Genomic DNA, 19,727 nt, shown 5'->3' on the forward strand with positions numbered 1-19,727 from the left:
CGTGTTGTCTCTAGGAAAACCTGCAAAAGCAATGGGCTCTGATCCCGTTCCGCCGGAAAGCGATCTGACCCCGGGGGCCAAAAACACCAACGCCCGGGGAAGCCCGGGCGTTCGTGCCCCCTTCATGCTGATGACGAGCTTCAGCCGGCCAGTTCGGCCTGCTCGCGCTCGATGCCGTACTTGCGCAGCTTTTCCACCAGGGTGGTGCGGCGCAGGCCGAGCAGCTGGGCGGCGTGGGCGACCACGCCCTGGGTGCGCTCCAGCGCTTCGTTGATCAGGCCCAGTTCGATGTTGGCCATGTGATTGCGCAGGTCCAGGCCATCGTCGGGCAGGGCGGCCGGTGCCGCCGGGCGATTGACGGCGATGCCGTGCTCCAGCGCCGGCTGGTTGCCGCTGCCCGGCGTGTGGAACGAGAAACTGCGCAGGTCCAGGCGTTCTTCGCTGGCAACCGGAGCTGCCGGTGCCGGTGCGGCCACCGCTGCTGCCAACGCGGCGTCGCCACGATAGCGGGCCGGCAGGTCCTGCACGCGCACCGAACCACCCGGATGCAGCACCGCCAGGCGCTCGACCAGGTTGGTCAGCTCGCGCACATTGCCCGGCCACTCGTAGCCGGCCAGGGCCTGCAGGGCTTCCGGGGTGAAGCGCACTTCGCCACGGCCGGTGCGGGCCAGCTGTGCGGCGATGGTTTCCACCAGCGCCGGCAGGTCTTCGCGACGCTCGCGCAGGGCGGGCACGTCGATCGGGAACACGTTGAGGCGATAGAACAGGTCCTCGCGGAACTTGCCTTCGGCGATGCGCGTTTCCAGATCACGGTGGGTCGCGGCCACGACGCGCACGTTGCAGCGGATGGTCTGGTTGCCACCGACGCGCTCGAAGCTGCGTTCCTGCAGCACGCGCAGCAGCTTCACCTGCATGGGCAGGCTCATGTCGCCGATTTCGTCGAGCAGCAGGGTGCCGCCCTCGGCCATTTCGAAACGGCCCTTGCGCGCGGTCAGTGCGCCAGTAAAGGCACCCTTCTCGTGGCCGAACAGTTCGCTTTCCAGCAGGTCGGCCGGAATGGCGCCGCAGTTGATCGCCACGAACGGACCATCACGGCGCGGCGAGCGCTGGTGGATCGCACGCGATACGACTTCCTTGCCGGTACCGGATTCGCCCAGCACCAGTACGGTGGTATCGAATGCGGCAACCTGCTCGATCATGGTACGCAGTGCAGTCACCGCCGGGCCGTTGCCGGTCGGGCCTTGATCCTGCGCGGCGCCGGCCTGATGCTCGGCGTCCAGGCGCTTGAGGCTGGCGCGGCGCAGCAGGGCTTCCATCTGTGCGTGGCGCAGCGGCGTTTCCAGCGGCCAGATATTCGCTTCATGCAGCCCGTGCTGCTGGGCAAACGCTGCGGCATCACCATCGGCCAGCAGCACCGGCGGCGGCAGGCTGCTGCCGCCCAGCCAGTTGTACAGCGCGGTGCTGGCGGGGCTGTCGTCCAGGCTGCCGACGATCACCGCCATCCAGTCGTGCTGGCGCTGCCGGCCCAGATCGAAGTCGGCCGCGTCGGAGACCCAGCGCGGGTTGAAGTCCATGAATTCCAGCAGGGCAACGGTGCGCTCTGCGCGCACGGCGTCGTTGTCCAGCACCAGGATGCGCGATTCACTCACGACTGTTCCTCCCTGAGGCCTTCCAGGATCGGCATGACTTCCTGGATGTAGGACAGCTTGCTGACGAAGTTGTCAGCGCCGGCGCGCAGCGCGTGTTCGCGGTGCTCGGCGTCGTCGAAGTGGCTGGCGATCACGATGTACGGCGCATCGTCCTGCGACTTGATCAGGCGGGTGGCCTGCAGGCCGCCCATTTCCGGCATGGCCAGGTCCATCAGCACCACCTGCGGGCGCAGCGTTTCCGAGCGCTCGATCGCTTCCAGGCCGTTGCCGGCGCTGCCGACGATCTGCAGCCAGTCGATCTTGCGGAAGTGGCGCATCGCCGCGTTGATGAAGCCCTCGTGGTCATCGACCAGCAGGACCGTGAGCTTGTTCATGTCCAACATCCTTTTCAGCCCACCCGGGCCAGCTGCGGTTGCCTGGCGCTGAGCCGGCGCCGTTCGCGGGCCGGGGCGATATCCAGTTGTTCTCGGTATTTTGCGACGGTTCGGCGGGCAATGTTCACCCCCTGGCGTGACAGCAGGCCGGCAATGGCCTCGTCGGCCAGCGGACGGCCGGCCGGCTCGGCGTCGATCAGGCGGCGGACCATGGCTTTCACCGCCTGTCCGGAGACGCTGGCGCCTTCCAGGCGCACGGCGAAGAAGTGCTTCAGTTCGAAGGTGCCGCGCGGGGTCTGCAGGAACTTGCCGGTGGTGATGCGCGAGACGGTGGACTCGTGCATGCCGATTTCCTCGGCCACTTCCTTCAGGGTCAGCGGCGCCATCGCCTCTTCGCCTCGCACCAGGAAGGCGGCCTGGCGCTCGACGATCACCCGCGCGGTGCGCAGCAGGGTGTCGTAGCGCATCGACAGGCCGCGGCTGAACCAGCGCGCCTCCTGCAGCATCTCGCGCAGTGCCGGCGCGGCTTCGCTGGTTTCGGCCAGCGCCTGTTCGTACTGGCTGTTGATCGAGACGCGGCGGCTGGTGGCCGGGTTCAGTGCCACCTTCCATTGCCCATCGGCGTGCCAGGCGACGACGTCCGGCACCACCACCGCGTTGCGTTCGGGCAGCAGGCTGTCGCCGGGGCGCGGCTGCAGCGAGAGGATCAGGCGCACCGCCTCGCGCACGTCGTCGATCTCGGCGTCATGCTGCCGGGCGAGGGCGGGGTAGTCGTGCGCAGCCAGTGCCTCGAGCGCGCCATCGAGGATGCGGGCGGCCAGGTGGCGAGCGGGGACCACGCCGTGCAGGCTGCGCAGTTGTGCCTGCAGGCCTTCGCGCAGGTCCTGCGCAGCCATGCCAGCGGGTTCACCGTGCAGCAGCTGCTGGCGGATGGCCTCGACGCCCTCGGCGGCGATGTCGAACTGGGCGCTGGCCAGCAGCTGCAGCTGTGCCAGCGGCGCCTGCAGGTAGCCAGCCTCATCGCAGTGGTCGAGCCAGAACGCGGCCACCGCCAGTCCGCGGTCGCCCATGTCCAGCGCCAGGCGCTGCAGCACGCGCAGCTGCGGGTCGGTCGATTCACCGGCGGCAATGCGCGCCATGCGGTCGTCGTCGCCGTCCTGCCAGCTGGCGCCGGCCACGTCCCACATCGAAGACTCCGGCAACTCGTCGAACGCAGCGGTTTCCAGCGTGGTGGCGGCGGCCTCGGTGGCATCAGCGGCAGGCGCTTCGGCCTCTTCGATCTCCAGCAGCGGGTTGGAGTCCAGCAGGCGCTGGATTTCCTGCTCCAGGTGCAGGCCATCGAGCTGCAGCAGCCGGATCGACTGCAGCAGCTGCGGGGTGAGGTGAAGTTGTTGGCCCAGCTGGGTCGAGAGTGCAGCCTTCATCGTAGTTCCCCGGCGCCGCTCCCCGGCGCCTTGTGGAACGCATCTTGCTTTTGATCCGGCGTGGGCGGAATCGGGGGGTTCCTGAGGGGGTTCGTGGTTGTCCCGACAGGATGTAGGGGTTATCCCTACATTGCCTCGGGATATTGACGAAACGGGCCGCCAAGTCATTGATTCGTCGTGCAGAAGCGGCGGGGTTCGCAGCGGCCCGTGTACGGATTCCTGTCAGGGAATGCCGGGGTGACGGGAATTCGTCGTCAGTGCAGGGCCTCGCGGGCAGACACCTTTCCGCTGCAACGGGATCCGACTCCGCTACTGGTGCTTATTCCAGCTCGTGCTGGTGGCGCGCGGCCAGCAGCAACAGGTCATTGGCGCGGCGGCAGCCCAACGACTCCATCATGCGTGCGCGGTGGGTTTCCACCGTCTTCACGCTGATGCCGAGGTCGGCGGCGATTTCCTTGTTGCTTTCGCCCTTGCCGATGCGGCGCAGGATCTCGCGCTGGCGCGGCGACAGCGCGGCGATGCCGGTAGGCTTCTCGCGGCCCAGCATGGGTGCCAGCATCTTGGCCGAGATCTGCGGACTCAGGAACACCTGGCCGGCATGCGCGGCGCGCAGCGCCAGTTCCAGCTCCTGCGGTGCTGCATCCTTCACCACGAACCCGACCGCGCCACGATCCAGGGCATCGCGCACATGGGCGGCATCGTCGTGCATGGTCATCATCACCACCCGGGTACCGGGGGCGCGCAGGCGGATGTCGCTGAGCGCTTCCAGGCCGGTGCGGCCCGGCAGCGAGAGATCCATCAGCACCACATCCGGCGCGTGCTGCAGGGCCAGCTGCAGCGCCTGTTCAGCGTTGCTGGCCTCGGCGACGAGCTGCACGTCGGCAAACCCCTGCAGCAGCCGCGCCAGGCCGGCGCGGACCAGGGTGTGATCGTCGACGATGAGAACTCGCACAGGCACGCAGCAGGTCCGTGTAGGGGAGTCCACCTTAACTTAGCTGAACGGGCGCGCCAAGGCTTGCCCGCCAAGCGTGATGGTGGCAGCTTTCAGCGCGCCCGGCGTGCCTCGGCCACCTGGCGTCGGTGCAGGCGGAACAGGTGGCGCTCCATGGCCATTTCCAGGCCATCGCCAAGGCGCTGGAAGCGCAGCCACAGATAGTGGCCGCCGCCGCCATCGGCCGCTTCGGCAACCACTTCCACCGGCAGGTCGATGTGGTCGGGCAGCCAGTCGCTGGGCTGCAGGCGCACCACGCCGGCCTGGCCGGGGCTGGCGCCACTGCGCGGGCCCAGCTGCAGGCGGATGCCACGGCGCGACCAGCGCACCGGCCGCAGGGGCAGTTCCAGGCCCTGCTGGCGCACCAAGCGGCCGAGCAGCACCATCGCCAGGTCCAGCTTGGCTTCAAGGCGTTGCAGCTGCAGGGTGGCCTCGTTGCGTTCGTCGTGCTCGTCAACACGGCTGTCTTCGACCAGTGCCAGGCTGCGCAGCAGGCCTTCGGCACCGCTGGTGCGTCCGGCCGCGCTTCCCGCCTGGAACTCGGCCGGCAGGGCCAGCTCGCAGCTGAGCGTTTCGTCGAACAGCTCGCTTTCGGCGGGATGGTGCAGCGACGTGGTCGGCAGCTGGGTCATGCCAGCGATTCTGCCTGCAGGTAGGCATGGGCGGCGCGAAGAGAGCGCTGGCCGTCATTCATCAGTGCGGCCGCTGCATCGCGGCGCTGGCGCAGCAGGCCCAGAAGGCTCTGCTGGCGCTCGAACAGGGCGCTCAGCGGCGCGTGGTCCGCCGCGGTCAGCGGCTGGCTGAGCAGGGCATGCAGGGTGCTGTCGTGCCCGTCGAGCAGGCTGTCGGCCTGGTCCAGGGCATCATCGCCCAGTGCCTTCTCGAAGGCATCCAGCTGCGCGTGCAGTTCCGGCAGGCTCATGGCGCCACCGCGGCCGGGCGCCGCTGTTCGTGCGGGATCGCGTTCCAGGCGCTGTCGATCTCGCCCAGCAGCTGCAGCGATTCATCCAGCGCGGCGCGGTCGTTGTGCAGGTTGGCTTCGGTCAGGCGCTGCAGCACGTAATCGTACAGGGCCGACAGGTTGCCGGCGATCTCGCCACCGGCCTCATGGTCCAGCGAGCCGTTGAGGTGGCCGACGATCGCGCAGACTTCGCCGATCGCCTTGCCCTTGCCGGCCTGGTCGCCGCGCTCGAGGCTGGCCAGGGCGCGACGCACGCGCTCCAGCGCGCCGGCCAGCAGCATCGCCACCAGCTTGTGCGGATCGGCATCGGCGACCGCACTGGTCACTCCCACCTGGCGGTACTGCTCGGCATATTGACGGCTGGAACCGTACATTCGTGATTCTCCTTGCGCGGGGTGCCGTCGGGTGATCGTGGGGATCGGTGCCGGCGGCGCGGCGATGATTGCTGTTGCGTCCGTTATCGGTGCATTGCGCGGCAAACTTGAGTGCCACGCACGCATCGTCAGCGGTTCAACTGTGCCAGCTGCTGCTGCAGCGCCGTGTTGCTCTGCTGCAACTTGCCCATCAGGCTGTCCAGCGCGATGAACTGCTTCTTGTAGCGCTCTTCCACGCTCTTCATCCGCGTGTCGAGATCCTTGCGGCGCTTGTCGATGTTGTCCAGCGTGGTGTTCAGGCCCTTGGTGCGCGCGACGAACGCGCCTTCCTTGCCGACCGTGGTGCTCACATAACCGTCGACCAGCGTGTACAGCTTGCCGGCGCCGCCGGTATCACCGGTGATCGCCTGGCGCATCTTCTCCGGCTGGCTGGCCAGGGCGGCGGCGAACTTGGTGGTGTCCAGGATCAGCGTGCCGTCGGCGTTGGGATAGCCGCGGGTATCCAGGCCGATCGCCTTGGCATCGAGCTTGTCACCGGCCAGGTCCTTGAGCACGCTCGACATCACCGAGCGCAGCTGGCTGGTGGCGCCGCGCATCTGCGCATCGCCGGTCAGCGTGGAGGCTTCCTTGGTCTTGGCGTCGTACTTGGTTTCGGTGTTGATCGCCGCCAGTGCAGCGTTGTAGGCGGTGACGAACTCCTGCATCACCTTGGTGGCTGCCGCAGTATCCGTGCTGATGGTCACCGTGCTGGTGCCCGGCATCTTCAGGTTCAGGGTCAGGCCCGGAACCGCATCGGCCACGGTATTGCTGGCGCTGACGACCTTCACACCATCGATGGTCAGCTCGGCGTCGGCGGCGGCGGTGTTCTGCTTGAGGCTGTTGACCAGACCCCCCAGCTTGGCGTCGCTGCCTGCGTACTCGAGCTTGATCGCGTTGGCGGCACCGGTCTTCTCCTGGGCGATCGACAGGTACTGGTCGTCGCCGGAGCTGATCAGGGTGGCCTGCACGCCTTCCTTGCGGCCGGCCGCATCGATCTTGTTGCGGATGGTGGTCAGCGTGTCGCCGTCCTCCACCTCCACGTTCATGGTCTTGGCCTTGTCGCCCACGCCAACGGTCAGCGTCAAGGTTCCGGCAGCAAACGTGTCGGTCTTCGGTACCGAGGTATCGGCGATCAGTTTGTGCGCGGTGGCCAGCGAGGTGACATTGACCACGTGCGTGCCGTTGGAGGCCGCCGCCTTGGTGGTGCCAACGTCATACAGCGCGACCGACGCCGTCAGGATCTCGTCGGTGCCCTTGTCGCCGCCTTTGCTGGCGGTCACCGTGCGCGTGTCGAACGCCGTGGTGGCCTTCAGTGCGGTCAGCGCCGTCTTCAGCTTGTCGAAGGCCGAGGTGATGGTGCCGATCGACGACAGCTGCATCTTGGCCTTGGACTGCTGCAGGTTCAGCGCATTGTCGGCGGGCTTGCGGTCAGCTGCGACCAGCTGGTTGACGATGCTGGAAATATCCAGTCCCGAGCCAATGCCACCGTATCCAAAGTCTGCCACGTCGTTTCTCCTGGTATCCGGGCCCGGCCGTCGTGCGCTGGCCCGTCGTCAACGAAAATAGCGGCCTGCGCCGCTGGGTCTTGAGGACTTCGTTGATGCATGTGCCGTGCCAATCGCCTGGCGCAGGTTCTGGCACGCAGGTTGCAGGAGGGCTGGGGCAGGGTGCGGGTGGGTTCACCGCGGGCTGCCGGGAAGCTGCAAAAAGCCCTCCCCCAATGCAGGGGAGGGATCAGGCTACTGACAATCGGGGGGAGACGAAGCCGCCCGGTACGTACAGTCAAAGGTACAGCGCTGAAAGAGAGGTCCGCAGGAGCGGGCGATGCCAAGCCGGATCGGGACTCATCCCGGGCCGGGCATGGCCCGCGCCTTCGTGCATCGTGGCTTCCCGGTTGCCGCTACCGTCGGTTCGACCCGACGGTAGCGGCGCCTTCTTGCCGTGGATCAGCGCAGCAGGCTGAGCACGCCCTGCGGCACCTGGTTGGCCTGGGCCAGCATGGCCGTACCGGCCTGCTGCAGGATCTGGGTGCGGGTCAGTTCGGCGGTTTCCTTGGCGAAGTCGGTGTCCTTGATGCGGCTGCGCGATGCCGACAGGTTTTCCGACGAGGTCTGCAGGTTGGCCACGACCGAGGTGAAGCGGTTCTGGATCGCACCGAGGTCGGCGCGGGTGCTGTTGATCGCACCCAGGGCCTTGTCGACCACTTCCAGGGCCTGCTGGGCACCGAGCACGGTGCTCACGTCCAGCTTCTGCACGTTGGCCGAGGTGTCGGTGCCAGCAGTGTAGGCGCCGGCAGCCGCTGCGGTGCCCCAGGTCTTGGCGGTGGCATCGTAGTCGCTGCGCATCAGGGCGATATCGGCAGTGGCAACGGCCTTGCCTTCCTTCACCGAGCTCAGCTTCAGGGAGCCGTCGGCATTGGCTTCGGCGTAGATGCCGGCCTCGCCGATCTTGGCGTTGATGGCGGTGGCGACGGCCTTGGATGCATCCGCCGTGGTGGCGCCGGCCTTCACTTCAACCGTGCCGATGTCCACGCCCATCACGGTGCCGGAGAAGCGGGCACCGTCGGTGCTGGCGGCCAGGGCAGCGGTCGCACCGGTGGCGAAGGTCGAGGTGCCCAGCGAGCCGGCCTTGGCATCGATGGTCTTGTCGATGGCGATGGCCTGGCCGGCATTGGCGCCGACCTGGAACAGCTGGCTGGAGAAGGTGCCGTCCAGCAGCTTGGTGCCGTTGAAGTCCGACTGCTTGGCAACGCGGTCGATTTCCGAGACCAGCTGGGTCACTTCGGCCTGCAGGGCCTTGCGGTCGCTGGCCGAGTTGGTGGCGTTGGAGGCCTGCACCGACAGCTCGCGGACGCGCTGCAGGTTGTTGCCGATTTCGGTCAGCGAACCTTCGGCGACCTGGGCCAGCGAGATACCGTCGTTGGCATTGCGGATGGCGACGTCGGTACCGCGGATCTGCGTGCCGAAGCGCTCGGAGATCGCCAGGCCGGCGGCGTCGTCCTTGGCGCTGTTGATGCGCGAACCGGAGGACAGGCGCTGGATGGTGGTGGCCAGCGAGCTGCCACTGGTGCTCAGGTTGCGCTGAGCATTCAGGGACATGGTGTTGGTGTTGATGACTTGTGCCATGGTGCTTTTCCTTTGGCGAAGGTGGAACGTGTTTCAGGATCCGGGCGCGGCGTCATGCAGCGCCCGGAGGTCGATCAGCGAGTGGATCAGCGCAGCAGGCTGAGCACGCCCTGCGGCACCTGGTTGGCCTGGGCCAGCATGGCCGTACCGGCCTGCTGCAGGATCTGGGTGCGGGTCAGTTCGGCGGTTTCCTTGGCAAAGTCGGTGTCCTTGATGCGGCTACGCGAAGCCGACAGGTTTTCCGACGAGGTCTGCAGGTTGGCCACGACCGAGGTGAAGCGGTTCTGCACGGCACCGAGGTCGGCGCGGGTGCTGTTGATCGCACCCAGGGCCTTGTCGACGATTTCCATCGCCTGCTGGGCGCCCTTCACGGTGCTGACGTCCAGGTTGCTGGCGTACTTGGCGGCCGGCGCCGCAGCGTCGGTGGTCGCGGTGAAGGTCGGCGCAGTGGCGCCGGTCCAGGTGCCCGGGGTCGCGGTAATGGCCTTGAACGAGCCATCGGCGTTGGTGCTGTCCTTGACCGAGGTCAGGGTCACGCCGGTGGTGCCGTTCACTTCCGCATAGACGCCGGTCTCGCCGATCTTGGCGTTGATCGCGGTGACCAATGCTTCGCGCGAGGCCTTGCCGGTGGCAGCGGCGTCCGCGCCCTGCTTGACCGAGACGTCAGCGATGGCGACGCCATTGATGGACAGGCCGGTGGTGCTGAAATCAGCGTTGGTGCCCGGGTCGGCCAGGGCCAGCGAGTTGGTGTCGAACTTGGCGCCGCCCAGGGCATTGGCCTTGGCATCGATGGTCTTGTCGATGGCGATGGCCTGGCCGGCGTTGGCACCGACCTGGAACAGCTGGCTGGAGAACGAACCGTCCAGCAGCTTGGTGCCGTTGAAGTCCGACTGCTTGGCGACGCGGTCGATTTCCGAGACCAGCTGGGTCACTTCGGCCTGCAGGGCCTTGCGGTCGCTGGCCGAGTTGGTGGCGTTGGAGGCCTGCACCGACAGCTCGCGGACGCGCTGCAGGTTGTTGCCGATTTCGGTCAGCGAACCTTCGGCGACCTGGGCCAGCGAGATGCCGTCGTTGGCGTTGCGGATGGCGACGTCGGTACCGCGGATCTGCGTGCCGAAGCGCTCGGAGATCGCCAGGCCGGCGGCGTCGTCCTTGGCGCTGTTGATGCGCGAACCGGAGGACAGGCGCTGGATGGTGGTGGCCAGCGAGCTGCCGCTGGTGCTCAGGTTACGCTGAGCATTCAACGACATCGTATTGGTGTTGATGACTTGTGCCATGAGGAGAGGTCCTTGAGCGGTTGCACGTGAGTTGGGTCAGACGCCCCCGACGTGCCCCGGGGGCGGCTCATGTCAGCGCTGCAACAGGCTGAGCACGTTCTGCGGTACCTGGTTGGCCTGGGCCAGCATGGCCGTACCGGCCTGCTGCAGGATCTGGGTGCGGGTCAGTTCGGCGGTTTCCTTGGCGAAGTCGGTATCGCGGATGCGGCTGCGCGATGCGGACAGGTTCTCCGAGGAGGTCTGCAGGTTGGCGACCACCGAGGTGAAGCGGTTCTGGATCGCGCCGAGGTCGGCGCGGACGCTGTTGACCGATTCCAGGGCCTTGTCGACGATCGACATCGCCTTCTGTGCGCCTTCGGCGGTGGTGACGTTGAGGTCCTTGACGAAGCTGGCCGCCGCACCGGTCAGGGTGCCGCCGTTGGTGCTGGTCTCGGTCAGGCCCAGGCCGGCAATGGTCGCGGCGGTGACGCCGGCCGGCGGGGTTGCCGCGCTGACGCCCAGGGCGAAGGTCTGGCCATCCTTGACCGAAGCCAGGCTGATGACGCCGGCATTGACCGAGGCCACCACGCCGGTTTCACCCAGCTTGTTGTTGATCGCCGCAGCGGTGGCCGAGGTGATCGACTCGCCGGCCTTCACGGTGAAGTCGCTGATGGTGACCGTGGTGGCGGTGCCGCCCGGCGGGGTGACCGAGACCTGCAGGCCGGAGTAGGTGGTGTCGGCCGTGGCCTTGTCCACCGCCAGCGCAGTGCCGGTGTATCCGTTGGCGAAGGTGGCCGCCCCCAGCGAATCGGCCTTGGCGTTGACCACGCTGTTGATGGCGATGGCCTGGCCGGCGTTGGCACCGACCTGGAACAGCTGGCTGGTGAAGCTGCCGTCCAGCAGCTTGGTGCCGTTGAAGTCGGCCTGCTTGGCCACACGATCGATTTCCGAAACCAGCTGGGTCACTTCGGCCTGCAGGGCCTTGCGGTCGCTGGCCGAGTTGGTGGCGTTGGAGGCCTGCACGCCCAGTTCACGGATGCGCTGCAGGTTGTTGCCGACTTCGTTCAGCGAACCCTCGGCGACCTGGGCCAGCGAGATGCCGTCGTTGGCGTTGCGGATGGCCACGTCCAGACCACGGATCTGGGTGGTGAAGCGCTCGCTGATGGCCAGGCCGGCCGCGTCGTCCTTCGCGCTGTTGATGCGCAGGCCGGACGAGAGGCGCTGGATGGTGGTGGCGAGCGAGCTGCCGCTGGTGCTCAGGTTGCGCTGAGCGTTGAGCGACATCGTATTGGTGTTGATTACCTGTGCCATGGGGTCGTCTCCTCTTATATGGAACCCGTTGGTGAATGAAACGAAGCGCCGCCTGTTTTTTTGTGTGGCTGTGTGCTTCGCCGTTGCCAAATGAATAACGGCGCTTTGTCAACAACCTTTAGCCGTGAATTCCGCTGAAGCCAGAATTCGTTGCCTGAAGCTGTTTTCCCGGGGTTTTCAGCCCTGTTGCCAGGGTGGAAGCGACCCCGGGAGGGGCGGTCGGGCAGGGCCTGACCAGCGCTGATGAAGGTATCGGCGGGGCGGGGTCGGGCTTGATGGAAAATCACGGAAAATTGGCTGGAACCTGCGCCAGGCAGCACCAGGCCATGTCCGTCGAGGGCAACAACACGGGAGCGCGCAAACGAAAAAAGGCCGCGATGCAGGGCATCGCGGCCTTTCAGGGGGGACGCAGGAGAGGCGTCAGCGCAGCTTGTTGAACAGCGACATCGACTGCATCTGCGAGAAGATCGTCTGCGCCGCCTGCAGTGCGGTGCTCTGCAGCTGGTACTGGCTCAGTGCATCGGCGTAGTCCAGGTCGCGCATCTGCGACAGCGTGGTCTTCAGGGTCACGCCATTGGCCTCGCGCATCTCCGCCGCGTTGTCCAGCGCCTTCAACTGCGCACCACCGGCAGCGCGCGAATCGATCATCCGCTCCGAGGCGCGCGCCACGTCGCGCAGTGCGCTCTGCAGCTGATTCTGCTGCGCAGTCATCTGCGCGGTGGTACCGGTGTCGGCACCCAGCGCGGCGACCAGGTTGTCCATGGTGGAGAAGATGTCGCGGCTGCTGGCGGCCTGTACGCTGAAGCTGTCGCCCGCTGCCGGTGCGCCGGTGATGCGCAGGCGCACACCGTTCACTTCCAGGTCGTCGCCAGCCTTGTAGGTGCCGGTGCCGGTCACGTTGCCCGCACCATCCACCACCTCGTACTGGGTGCCGGTGGTGAAGCGCACGCTGAAGCCCTGGCCGTTCCAGCTGTCGCTGCCGTCGCGGGTGATGTTGGTCAGCACGCCGTTGCCGGTGTTGCCGGCCGCGGCGCTGCCGTCAACGAAGCCATCGCCGGTGGGGATGCGCATGAAGATCTCGCTGCCCGGCAGGGCGTCGCGCACATAGGTATCGGGGCCGACTTCAACCTGGCGCTGGGTCTGGTCGCCGCGATAGACGACCTTGCCGTCGATCTTGGCAAACGGCGGGTCACCGTCGTTGGTGCCACCGAACACATAGCGGCCGGTACCATCGTCGGCGTTGGCCAGCGACAGCAGGCCATCGCGGATCTGGTTGAGCTCGGTGATCAGCGTCTTCTTGTCCGCCGCGCTCAGCGCCGGATTGCTGGCCTGGATGGTCAGATCGTTGACGCGCGCCATCAGGTCGTTGACCTGCGCCAGGGTGTTTTCCTGCACGCCCAGGCGGTTCTGCACATTGCCGGCGTTGAGCTTCATGCGGTCCAGTGCGGCCAGGCTGCGATCAAGGCCGACCGCAGTGCCGGCGGCAACCGGATCGTCCTTGGCGCTGACGATCTTGCTGCCGGTGGCAATCTGCTGCTCCAGGTGGCTGAGCTTGGCCTGCTTGGCCATCATCAGCGACACCGACTGGTTGAACATCATGCTGGTGGAGATGCGGCTGCTCATCGGCGGACGGCTCCCAGGATGGTCTGGAACATGCTGTCGGCGGTGGAGATCAGCTGCGAGGCGGCCTGGTAGGCCTGCTGCAGGCGCAGCATGTCGGCGGCCTCTTCGTCCAGGTTCACCCCGGAGACCTCGTCGCGGGCTTCCTGTGCCTTGTCATTGATCACCAGCTGCGCATCGAGCGAGTACTCGGCTGAGCGGGCGGCTGCGCCGACCTGGGTGGTCAGGCCACCCAGTGCACCGTTCAGTGTCACCGTTCCGGCGTTGAAGGCCTTCGTGCTTTCCACCTTGGCCAGCCTGGAGGCGTTGCTGTTGTCCGACGAACCGGCCGGGGTCGGGGTGATATTGAAGGTATCGCCTACCTTGGGCGCGCCATCGAGCACGAAACTCCAGCCGTTGGCACTGATGGTCTGGCCAGGCGTATAGGTCTGCGGCGGGCCACCGTCGATGGTGTAGGTGGTCGCCGAAGTGAACACGATCGCCGACGGGTTGCGCAGGTTCGCGTTGGCCGAATCGGTGACGGTGACGCCGCTCAGCTTGCCGGTACCGGTGTTGGCGGTGGCGGCTGCGCCCTTGACTGCTGCGGCCGCGGCAATGCGCGACGGATCGGTGATGGCCATCTCCAGGCTGCCGGCCACGCCGGCGGTGGGCTGCAGCAGGAAGCGGTCATTGGCCGCCGGGGTGCCGCCGACGACCAGGTTCACGCCGTTGATAACCAGCGGATCGGCGGCGGTGCCGGTGCCGGTCAGGGGAATGCTGGCGCCGGTGTCGGCGCGGCTGGCCTTCCAGGTGGTGCCATCGAACTGCAGCACCACGTTCTGTGCGTCCAGTTTGCCCAGGTCGCCATAGGTGGCGCTGAGGCTGGCGGTTCCGGTATTGCTGTTGTTGCCGGTCACGCGCGGGCTGCCGATGTTGAAGAAGTCCCCGCCCATCTGGCCATACAGATCCACACCCTGGTGGTGGACCTGGTTGAAGCTCTCGGCCAGGCCCACCGCCAGCTTGCCCAGTTCGGCCTGCGCAGGGGTCAGCACGGTGTCGCGGAATTCCAGCAGGCCACCGATCTGGCCACCGACCGCTTTCGGGTCGAGGCGGATGGTGTTGCCCTGGGTCTCCAGTGCCAGCTGCAGGCGCTCGGGCTGGTACGGATCGGCCACGGTGGTGACCTTGGTCGCCGTGGTGCCCACCACCAGCGCGTTGCCGCCGGCAGTGTAGACATTCATGATGCCGCCGTCCTGGATCACTGCGGTGCCACCGGTGTAGCCGATCAGCTGGGTGATCAGCTGGTCGCGGCGGTCGAGCAGGTCCGGTGCTGCCGAGGCAATGTTGGTGCCGATGGCACCGTTGATCTGCGCGATCTCCTGCGCAAGGCGGTTGACCTCGGTCGCACCGGCCAGCAGGCCGTTGTTGACCTCGCTGTTGAGATTGTTCAGGTGCGTGTTGAGCTGCACGAAGCGGTTGGCCAGCGCCTTGCCACCGTCGAGCATGTTCTGGCGGTCGGCGGTGCCGGCCGCGTTGGACGACAGGCCACTGACCGAGTCGAAGAAGTTCGACCAGACGCCGGCCACGTTGGTGGCGGCATCGGAGAACAGGGCGTTGACCCGGTCGGCCATGCCCGAAAGCTGCTTCAGGCGCGCCAGCTCACCGCTGCTGTCGAGCAGGCGCGAAATCGCCAGCTGGTCGGCCGTGCGACGGATGTCGGTGATGCGGGTGCCGTTGCCGACCGTGCCATAGCCATAGTTCTGTGGATCGGCGGTGGCGAAGTTCACCTTCTGCCGGCTGTAGCCGGGTGTATTGAGGTTGGCCACGTTGTGGCTGGTGGTCGCCAACGCACGCTGGAAGGCGAGCAGGGCACCGGTACCGGTGGAAAGTACGCTGGACATGGTGTTCCTCAACGACGAGTGATACCCAGCGCCGCGGTCGCGGTGCTGGCGAAGGTCTGGCCAAGGCGCGAGCCGGCGTCGGCCACGGCGGCTACGGCGCGCTCGATGGTCGGGCCGCCGGCGATCGCAGCGATCTTGGCGGCGTAGCGCGGATCGGTGGCGTAACCGGCGCGCTGGAGGCCACGGGCGAAGCCCTGCACGTCGGTGCCGGCCTGCAGGGCCTGCTGGTAGCGCGGGCTGGTCTTCAGCAGGCGCACGTAGTCGGCAAAGCTCTCGGCCGGTGAACTGTAGGCGCGGAAGCTGGCGGTTTCGTTGCGGCGCACGCCATCGACATATTCATGGGTGCCTGCCGTGGCGCGCTGGCCGTTCCAGCCAGTGGCCTTGATGCCGAACAGGTTGTGCGAGGTGCTGCCGTCGGCGTGCTTGATGTGGCGCTTGCCCCAGCCGGTCTCCAGCGCGGCCTGGGCGACCAGGGCGCGGGCATCCACGCCCAGTTCCCTGGCCGCGCTCTGTGCGTGCTGCCAGATACTGGCGACGAACCCCTCCGGGGTGTGCTCGCCGAGCTGGGCGACGGCGGTGCGCGTGGCCAGGGCATCGGCCGGGCTCACGGCCGTGCCGCGATTGCTGGCCGTCGCCGTCCACTGGTCGCTGTTGGCGGCCCAGTCCTCGCCCTGCAGGCTGCCGATGTACGGATCCTCGGTGCCCAGCGAGCGGTGCAGGCCGCTGCTCTCACGGCCGGCGATCAGGTCCAGTGCCTGCTCCATCGGTGCCAGCGCCGCCTGCGCACCGTGCTGTGCGCCTGCGGCCATCTGCTGCAGCATGCGCACGGCCTGGCTGCCATCTTCCAGGGGCAGCGACGGTGCCGGCCTGGCCGGCGCGTTGAGCTGGTAAGCGCGGCTGGCCTTGGCCGGATCCACGCGGGTATCCAGTGCCGGGCCTTCGGCGGCCTGGCCGGACAGCTGGCGGGTGATCATGCCGGACAGGCCCAGGCCCTTGCCGCGGGTCATCGCCTCGGCAATCTTCTGGTCGTACATGTCGCGGAACATCTTGTTCTCGCCGGGAAACAGCGAGTCGCCGAAGCTGGCATCGCGCATGCTCTTGACCAGCATCTGTGCGAACTGGCCTTCCAGCTGGCGTGCGACCTTGTCGATCTTCGCCGGATCGTTCTGCTGCGCCGGGTGCAGGTCGAATGCGGGATTGATGCGCATGTCAGATCACCTCGAGCTCGGCACTCAGTGCGCCGGCCTGCTTCAGGGCTTCCAGGATCGCGATCAGGTCGCCCGGTGCCGCACCCACGGCGTTCACCGCATGCACGATCTCGTCCAGGGTGGTGCCGCCGCTGAACTTGAACATGCGGCTGCCGTCGTTGGTGGCGGTGATGGTGGATTGAGGGCTGGCCACGGTACGGCCGCCCGACAGCGCATTGGGCTGGCTGACGTTGGTGTTCTCCTGGATCGTCACCGTCAGCGAACCATGCGAAATCGCCGCAGGGCCGACCCGCACCTGCTGGCCGATGACCACGGTGCCGGTGCGCGAATTGACCACCACCTTGGCCGGGGCGCTGCCCGGGGTCAGTTCCAGGTTCTCGATGCGCGCCAGCAGGCCGATGCGTGCGCCCGGATCGGTCGGTGCGGTGACGGCGACGGTCACGCCATCGATCGCGCGTGCCGCACCTTCGCCGAACGCGTTGTTGAGCGCGGCGACCATGCGCGAGACCGTGGTGAAATCATTGTTGTGCAGGTTCAGGGTGATGTCGCCGCCGTTGGCCAGCGGATCGGGCAGGGCACGCTCCACGGTGGCGCCGTTGGGAATACGGCCGACGCTGGGCACGTTCACCGAGACACGGGAACCGTCCTTGCCCTGCGCGCCAAAGCCACCCACGATCAGATTGCCCTGGGCGATGGCATAGATCTGGCCATCGGCGCCGCGCAGCGGGGCCATCAGCAGCGAGCCGCCGCGCAGCGACACCGCGTTGCCGATCGAAGACACCGTGATGTCGATCGGCTGGCCTGGCTTGGCGAACGGCGGCAGTTCGGCGTGGATCGCCACGGCGGCCACGTTCTTCAGCTGCGGGTTGACGTTCGGCGGCACGTTCACGCCCAGCTCGCCAAGCAGGTTCTTCAGGCTCTGCACGGTAAAGGGCGCCTGGCTGGTACGGTCGCCGCTGCCATCCAGGCCGACCACCAGGCCATAGCCCACCAGCGCATTGCCGCGCACGCCGCCGACCTGGGCGAGGTCCTTGATGCGCTCGGCGCTGGCCGGGGCGGCCACGATCAGCAGCATCAGCGACGCGATCAACGCCACGCGTCGCTGCCAGGAAGTAGAGAAGGAGAAGTTCATGGCCATACTCAGAACGGCGTCAGGCCGGAATTGAAGAAGCGGCTCAGCCAGCCCATTGCGTTGGACTGCGCGACCGGGCCGCGGCCGCCGTAGACGATGCGGGCCTCAGCCACGCGGCTGGAAGGAATGGTGTTGTCCTGGCTGATGTCGCCCGGGCGCACGATGCCCTGCACCTGCACCAGTTCATCGCCCTGGTTCAGCCGCAGGTTCTTCTGCCCCTGTACCACCAGGTTGCCGTTGGGCAGGCGCTGGATCACCGTGACCGTGACGCTGCCCTGCAGGCGGTTGCTCTGCGCGCTGTTGCCCTTGCCGGTGAAGTCACGCGCGCCCTTGGCGGTGGCACTGAGGATGTCCTTGCCGCCCAGGGTGACCGGCGCACCGAGGATGGACGGCGTGCCCAGGCTCAGGTTGGATTCCTTGTTGGTGGCCGTGTTGGCGCTGGTCTGCGCGGTGGTGTTTTCCAGCAGGGTGATCGTCAGCAGGTCGCCGACATCGCGCGCGCGGCGGTCCGAATACAGCTGCAGGGTCGGGCCAGCGGCGTAGATCGCACCGGCGGTGGGCGCGGCCTGCGGCGGCATGATCGGCTGGATCGGTGCCATCGCCGGATAGGGGCGCACGTCGCCCGCGATCACGCAGCCACCGAGCAGGGCGACCACGGTGCAGGCGAGGGCAGTACGGGCGAGGTTGGAAATGGGCGACATGGCGGTTTCCCGGTTGGGCCGGTCAGATCTTGTTGTTGAGATAGCCGAGCATCGAGTCGGTGGTGGAGATCGCCTTGGCATTCATTTCGTAGGCGCGCTGGGTTTCGATCATCGACACCAGCTCTTCCACCACATTGACGTTGCTGCCTTCCAGCGCACCCTGCACCACGGTGCCGAGACCGTTCAGGCCGGGATTGCCGTTCTGGGCCGGGCCCGAGGCCGTGGTTTCCAGGAACAGGTTCTCGCCGCGCGCCTGCAGGCCGGCCGGATTGACGAAGTCGGTCAGGGTCAGCGCACCGACTTCCACCGACGCGGCGTTGTCGGCCATCTTTACGCTGATGGTGCCGTCGCTGCCGATGGTGACCGACTGCGCGCCCTCGGGAATCTGGATGCCCGGCTGCACCGGGTAGCCGCTGTTGGTGACCAGTTCGCTGTCCTGGTTGATCTTGAACGAGCCATCACGGGTGTAGGCCGAGCTGCCATCGGGCATCTGCACTTCGAAGAAGCCGCGGCCGTTGACCATCACGTCCAATGCGCGGCCGGTCTGCTGCTGGCCACCCTGCTCGAAGTTCTTGGCGGTGGCGACCACGCGCACGCCGGTACCCAGCTGCAGGCCGGTCGGCAGCTGCGTCTGCGCCGACGAAGAGCCGCCCGGCTGCCGCACCTGCTGGTACAGCAGGTCCTCGAAGCTGGCGCGGTCCTGCTTGAAGCCGGTGGTGTTGGTGTTGGCGAGGTTGTTGGAAACCACCGACATGCGCATCTGCTGCGCATCCAGTCCGGTTTTCGCGATCCACAATGCCTGGTTCATCTTCGGAGTCCTGTCTGGGTGAAGCCGGCCGCGCAATGCGGCCCTTGGTAGCGGGTGTGCAAGCGGTGTGCCAGCGCCGCGCCCGGGCGGCGCCGGAAATCCGTCAGCTGCCCAGGCGGAGCAGGCTGTTGGCGCTGCGCGCGTTGTCGTCGCCGTGCTTGATCACCTGCACCTGCATTTCGTACTGGCGCTGCAGCTGGATCATCTGCACCAGCGCACCGGCAGCATCGACGTTGCTGCCCTCCAGTTGCCCGCTGTGCACGGCAGTGCCCTGTGCCGGTGCGAACGGCTGGCGCGGGTCGGTGTTGCGGAACAGGCCATCCAGCCCGCGCTCGAGGCGCTCGTCCGGCGCCTGCACCACCTTGATCCGGCCGATCTGCGCCATCGTCTGCGGGCCTTCGCCCTGCGGGATGATCGAGATCGTGCCGTCGGCGCCGATCTCCATCGCCTGGTAGGGCGGAATGGCGATCGGGTTGTTGTTGTCATCCAGCACCGTGCGCCCGCCAGAGGTCACCAGCTGGCCGTTCGGCGTCACCGACAGGGCTGCGCCACGCGTATACGCTTCGCTGCCATCGCTCGCCTGCACCGCCAGCCAGGTGCCGCTCTGCAGTGCAAGGTCCAGCGGTTTGCCGGTGATGTGCTGCGCGCCGGGCCGGCGGTTGAAGCCGGCGTCGACGTGCAGCGCATCCACCCGCGAGGCAAAGCCCGGACCCTTGATCGGGAAGGCTTCGGTGTTGGCCAGCGCTTCCTTGAAGCCAGGAGTGTCCGAGTTGGCGAGGTTGTGGCTGAGCGTTCCCTGCGCCTGCAGGGAGGCGCGGGCACCGGTCAGCGCCACGTAAAGGGCTTTATCCATGCGGGGAGTTCCGTGACAGGG

General features: G+C 67.1%; 18 protein-coding genes. All 18 read right to left on the reverse strand.

The window, feature by feature from the left end; all coding sequences use genetic code 11:
* Positions 1–140 precede the first annotated feature (140 nt).
* The 18 genes from ACMGRF_RS07650 to ACMGRF_RS07735 all read right to left on the reverse strand — a co-directional run bounded on the left by ACMGRF_RS07650 (position 141) and on the right by ACMGRF_RS07735 (position 19,706).
* Positions 141–1,649: a sigma-54 dependent transcriptional regulator gene (locus ACMGRF_RS07650; protein ID WP_414485781.1), complete on the reverse strand. Its 1,509-nt coding sequence runs from the start codon at positions 1,647–1,649 to the stop codon at positions 141–143.
* Entirely contained in the window at positions 1,646–2,023 is a 378-nt protein-coding gene (locus tag ACMGRF_RS07655; RefSeq protein ID WP_005409556.1) for a response regulator transcription factor, read from the reverse strand. The genes ACMGRF_RS07650 and ACMGRF_RS07655 overlap by 4 nt, the downstream gene beginning before the upstream one ends.
* 14 nt (positions 2,024–2,037) lie before the next feature.
* The gene (gene rpoN / locus ACMGRF_RS07660; RefSeq protein ID WP_414485782.1) at positions 2,038–3,447 is read right to left on the reverse strand and encodes an RNA polymerase factor sigma-54; all 1,410 of its coding nucleotides are present in this window, start codon (positions 3,445–3,447) and stop codon (positions 2,038–2,040) included.
* A gap of 319 nt (positions 3,448–3,766) precedes the next feature.
* Positions 3,767–4,399, reverse strand: a complete 633-nt coding sequence (locus ACMGRF_RS07665) for a response regulator (RefSeq protein ID WP_005413261.1) — start codon at positions 4,397–4,399, stop codon at positions 3,767–3,769.
* Positions 4,400–4,491: 92 nt separating this feature from the next.
* Positions 4,492–5,070 (reverse strand): PilZ domain-containing protein, encoded by a 579-nt coding sequence (locus tag ACMGRF_RS07670; protein ID WP_049412084.1) that lies wholly within the window; start codon positions 5,068–5,070, stop codon positions 4,492–4,494.
* Positions 5,067–5,360 carry a hypothetical protein gene (locus tag ACMGRF_RS07675; protein WP_005416446.1) on the reverse strand — a complete coding sequence of 98 codons (294 nt, stop codon included), beginning with the start codon at positions 5,358–5,360 and terminating at the stop codon, positions 5,067–5,069. The genes ACMGRF_RS07670 and ACMGRF_RS07675 overlap by 4 nt, the downstream gene beginning before the upstream one ends.
* Positions 5,357–5,773 (reverse strand): flagellar export chaperone FliS, encoded by a 417-nt coding sequence (gene fliS, locus ACMGRF_RS07680; protein ID WP_005416447.1) that lies wholly within the window; start codon positions 5,771–5,773, stop codon positions 5,357–5,359. Before fliS ends, ACMGRF_RS07675 begins: the two co-directional genes overlap by 4 nt.
* Positions 5,774–5,901: 128 nt before the next feature.
* Complete coding sequence (gene fliD, locus ACMGRF_RS07685; RefSeq protein ID WP_049412079.1) at positions 5,902–7,317, reverse strand: flagellar filament capping protein FliD; 1,416 nt, start codon at positions 7,315–7,317, stop codon at positions 5,902–5,904.
* Between the two features lie 441 nt (positions 7,318–7,758).
* Positions 7,759–8,937 (reverse strand): flagellin, encoded by a 1,179-nt coding sequence (locus tag ACMGRF_RS07690; protein WP_049442739.1) that lies wholly within the window; start codon positions 8,935–8,937, stop codon positions 7,759–7,761.
* Between the two features lie 86 nt (positions 8,938–9,023).
* On the reverse strand, positions 9,024–10,214 hold the full coding sequence (locus ACMGRF_RS07695) for a flagellin (protein ID WP_099485385.1): 1,191 nt from the start codon (positions 10,212–10,214) through the stop codon (positions 9,024–9,026).
* Between the two features lie 72 nt (positions 10,215–10,286).
* The gene (locus tag ACMGRF_RS07700; RefSeq protein ID WP_005416451.1) at positions 10,287–11,504 is read right to left on the reverse strand and encodes a flagellin; all 1,218 of its coding nucleotides are present in this window, start codon (positions 11,502–11,504) and stop codon (positions 10,287–10,289) included.
* 420 nt (positions 11,505–11,924) lie between these two features.
* On the reverse strand, positions 11,925–13,127 hold the full coding sequence (gene flgL / locus ACMGRF_RS07705) for a flagellar hook-associated protein FlgL (RefSeq protein ID WP_099485387.1): 1,203 nt from the start codon (positions 13,125–13,127) through the stop codon (positions 11,925–11,927).
* Positions 13,124–15,004 (reverse strand): flagellar hook-associated protein FlgK, encoded by a 1,881-nt coding sequence (gene flgK / locus ACMGRF_RS07710; protein WP_053496686.1) that lies wholly within the window; start codon positions 15,002–15,004, stop codon positions 13,124–13,126. Before flgK ends, flgL begins: the two co-directional genes overlap by 4 nt.
* An 8-nt stretch (positions 15,005–15,012) precedes the next feature.
* A complete protein-coding gene (gene flgJ / locus ACMGRF_RS07715; RefSeq protein ID WP_100478063.1) occupies positions 15,013–16,212 on the reverse strand; it encodes a flagellar assembly peptidoglycan hydrolase FlgJ in 1,200 nt (399 codons plus the stop codon).
* A gap of 1 nt (position 16,213) precedes the next feature.
* On the reverse strand, positions 16,214–17,344 hold the full coding sequence (locus ACMGRF_RS07720; protein WP_049439677.1) for a flagellar basal body P-ring protein FlgI: 1,131 nt from the start codon (positions 17,342–17,344) through the stop codon (positions 16,214–16,216).
* Between the two features lie 8 nt (positions 17,345–17,352).
* Positions 17,353–18,045, reverse strand: a complete 693-nt coding sequence (flgH, locus tag ACMGRF_RS07725; RefSeq protein ID WP_005416456.1) for a flagellar basal body L-ring protein FlgH — start codon at positions 18,043–18,045, stop codon at positions 17,353–17,355.
* A gap of 22 nt (positions 18,046–18,067) precedes the next feature.
* A complete protein-coding gene (gene flgG / locus ACMGRF_RS07730; protein ID WP_005416457.1) occupies positions 18,068–18,853 on the reverse strand; it encodes a flagellar basal-body rod protein FlgG in 786 nt (261 codons plus the stop codon).
* A 103-nt stretch (positions 18,854–18,956) separates the two neighbouring features.
* Entirely contained in the window at positions 18,957–19,706 is a 750-nt protein-coding gene (locus ACMGRF_RS07735) for a flagellar basal body rod protein FlgF (RefSeq protein WP_414485783.1), read from the reverse strand.
* Between the last annotated feature and the right edge of the window lie 21 nt (positions 19,707–19,727).

It is taken from the genome of Stenotrophomonas sp. EMP41, assembly GCF_047495535.1.
GTDB classification, from domain to species: Bacteria; Pseudomonadota; Gammaproteobacteria; order Xanthomonadales; family Xanthomonadaceae; genus Stenotrophomonas; species Stenotrophomonas sepilia.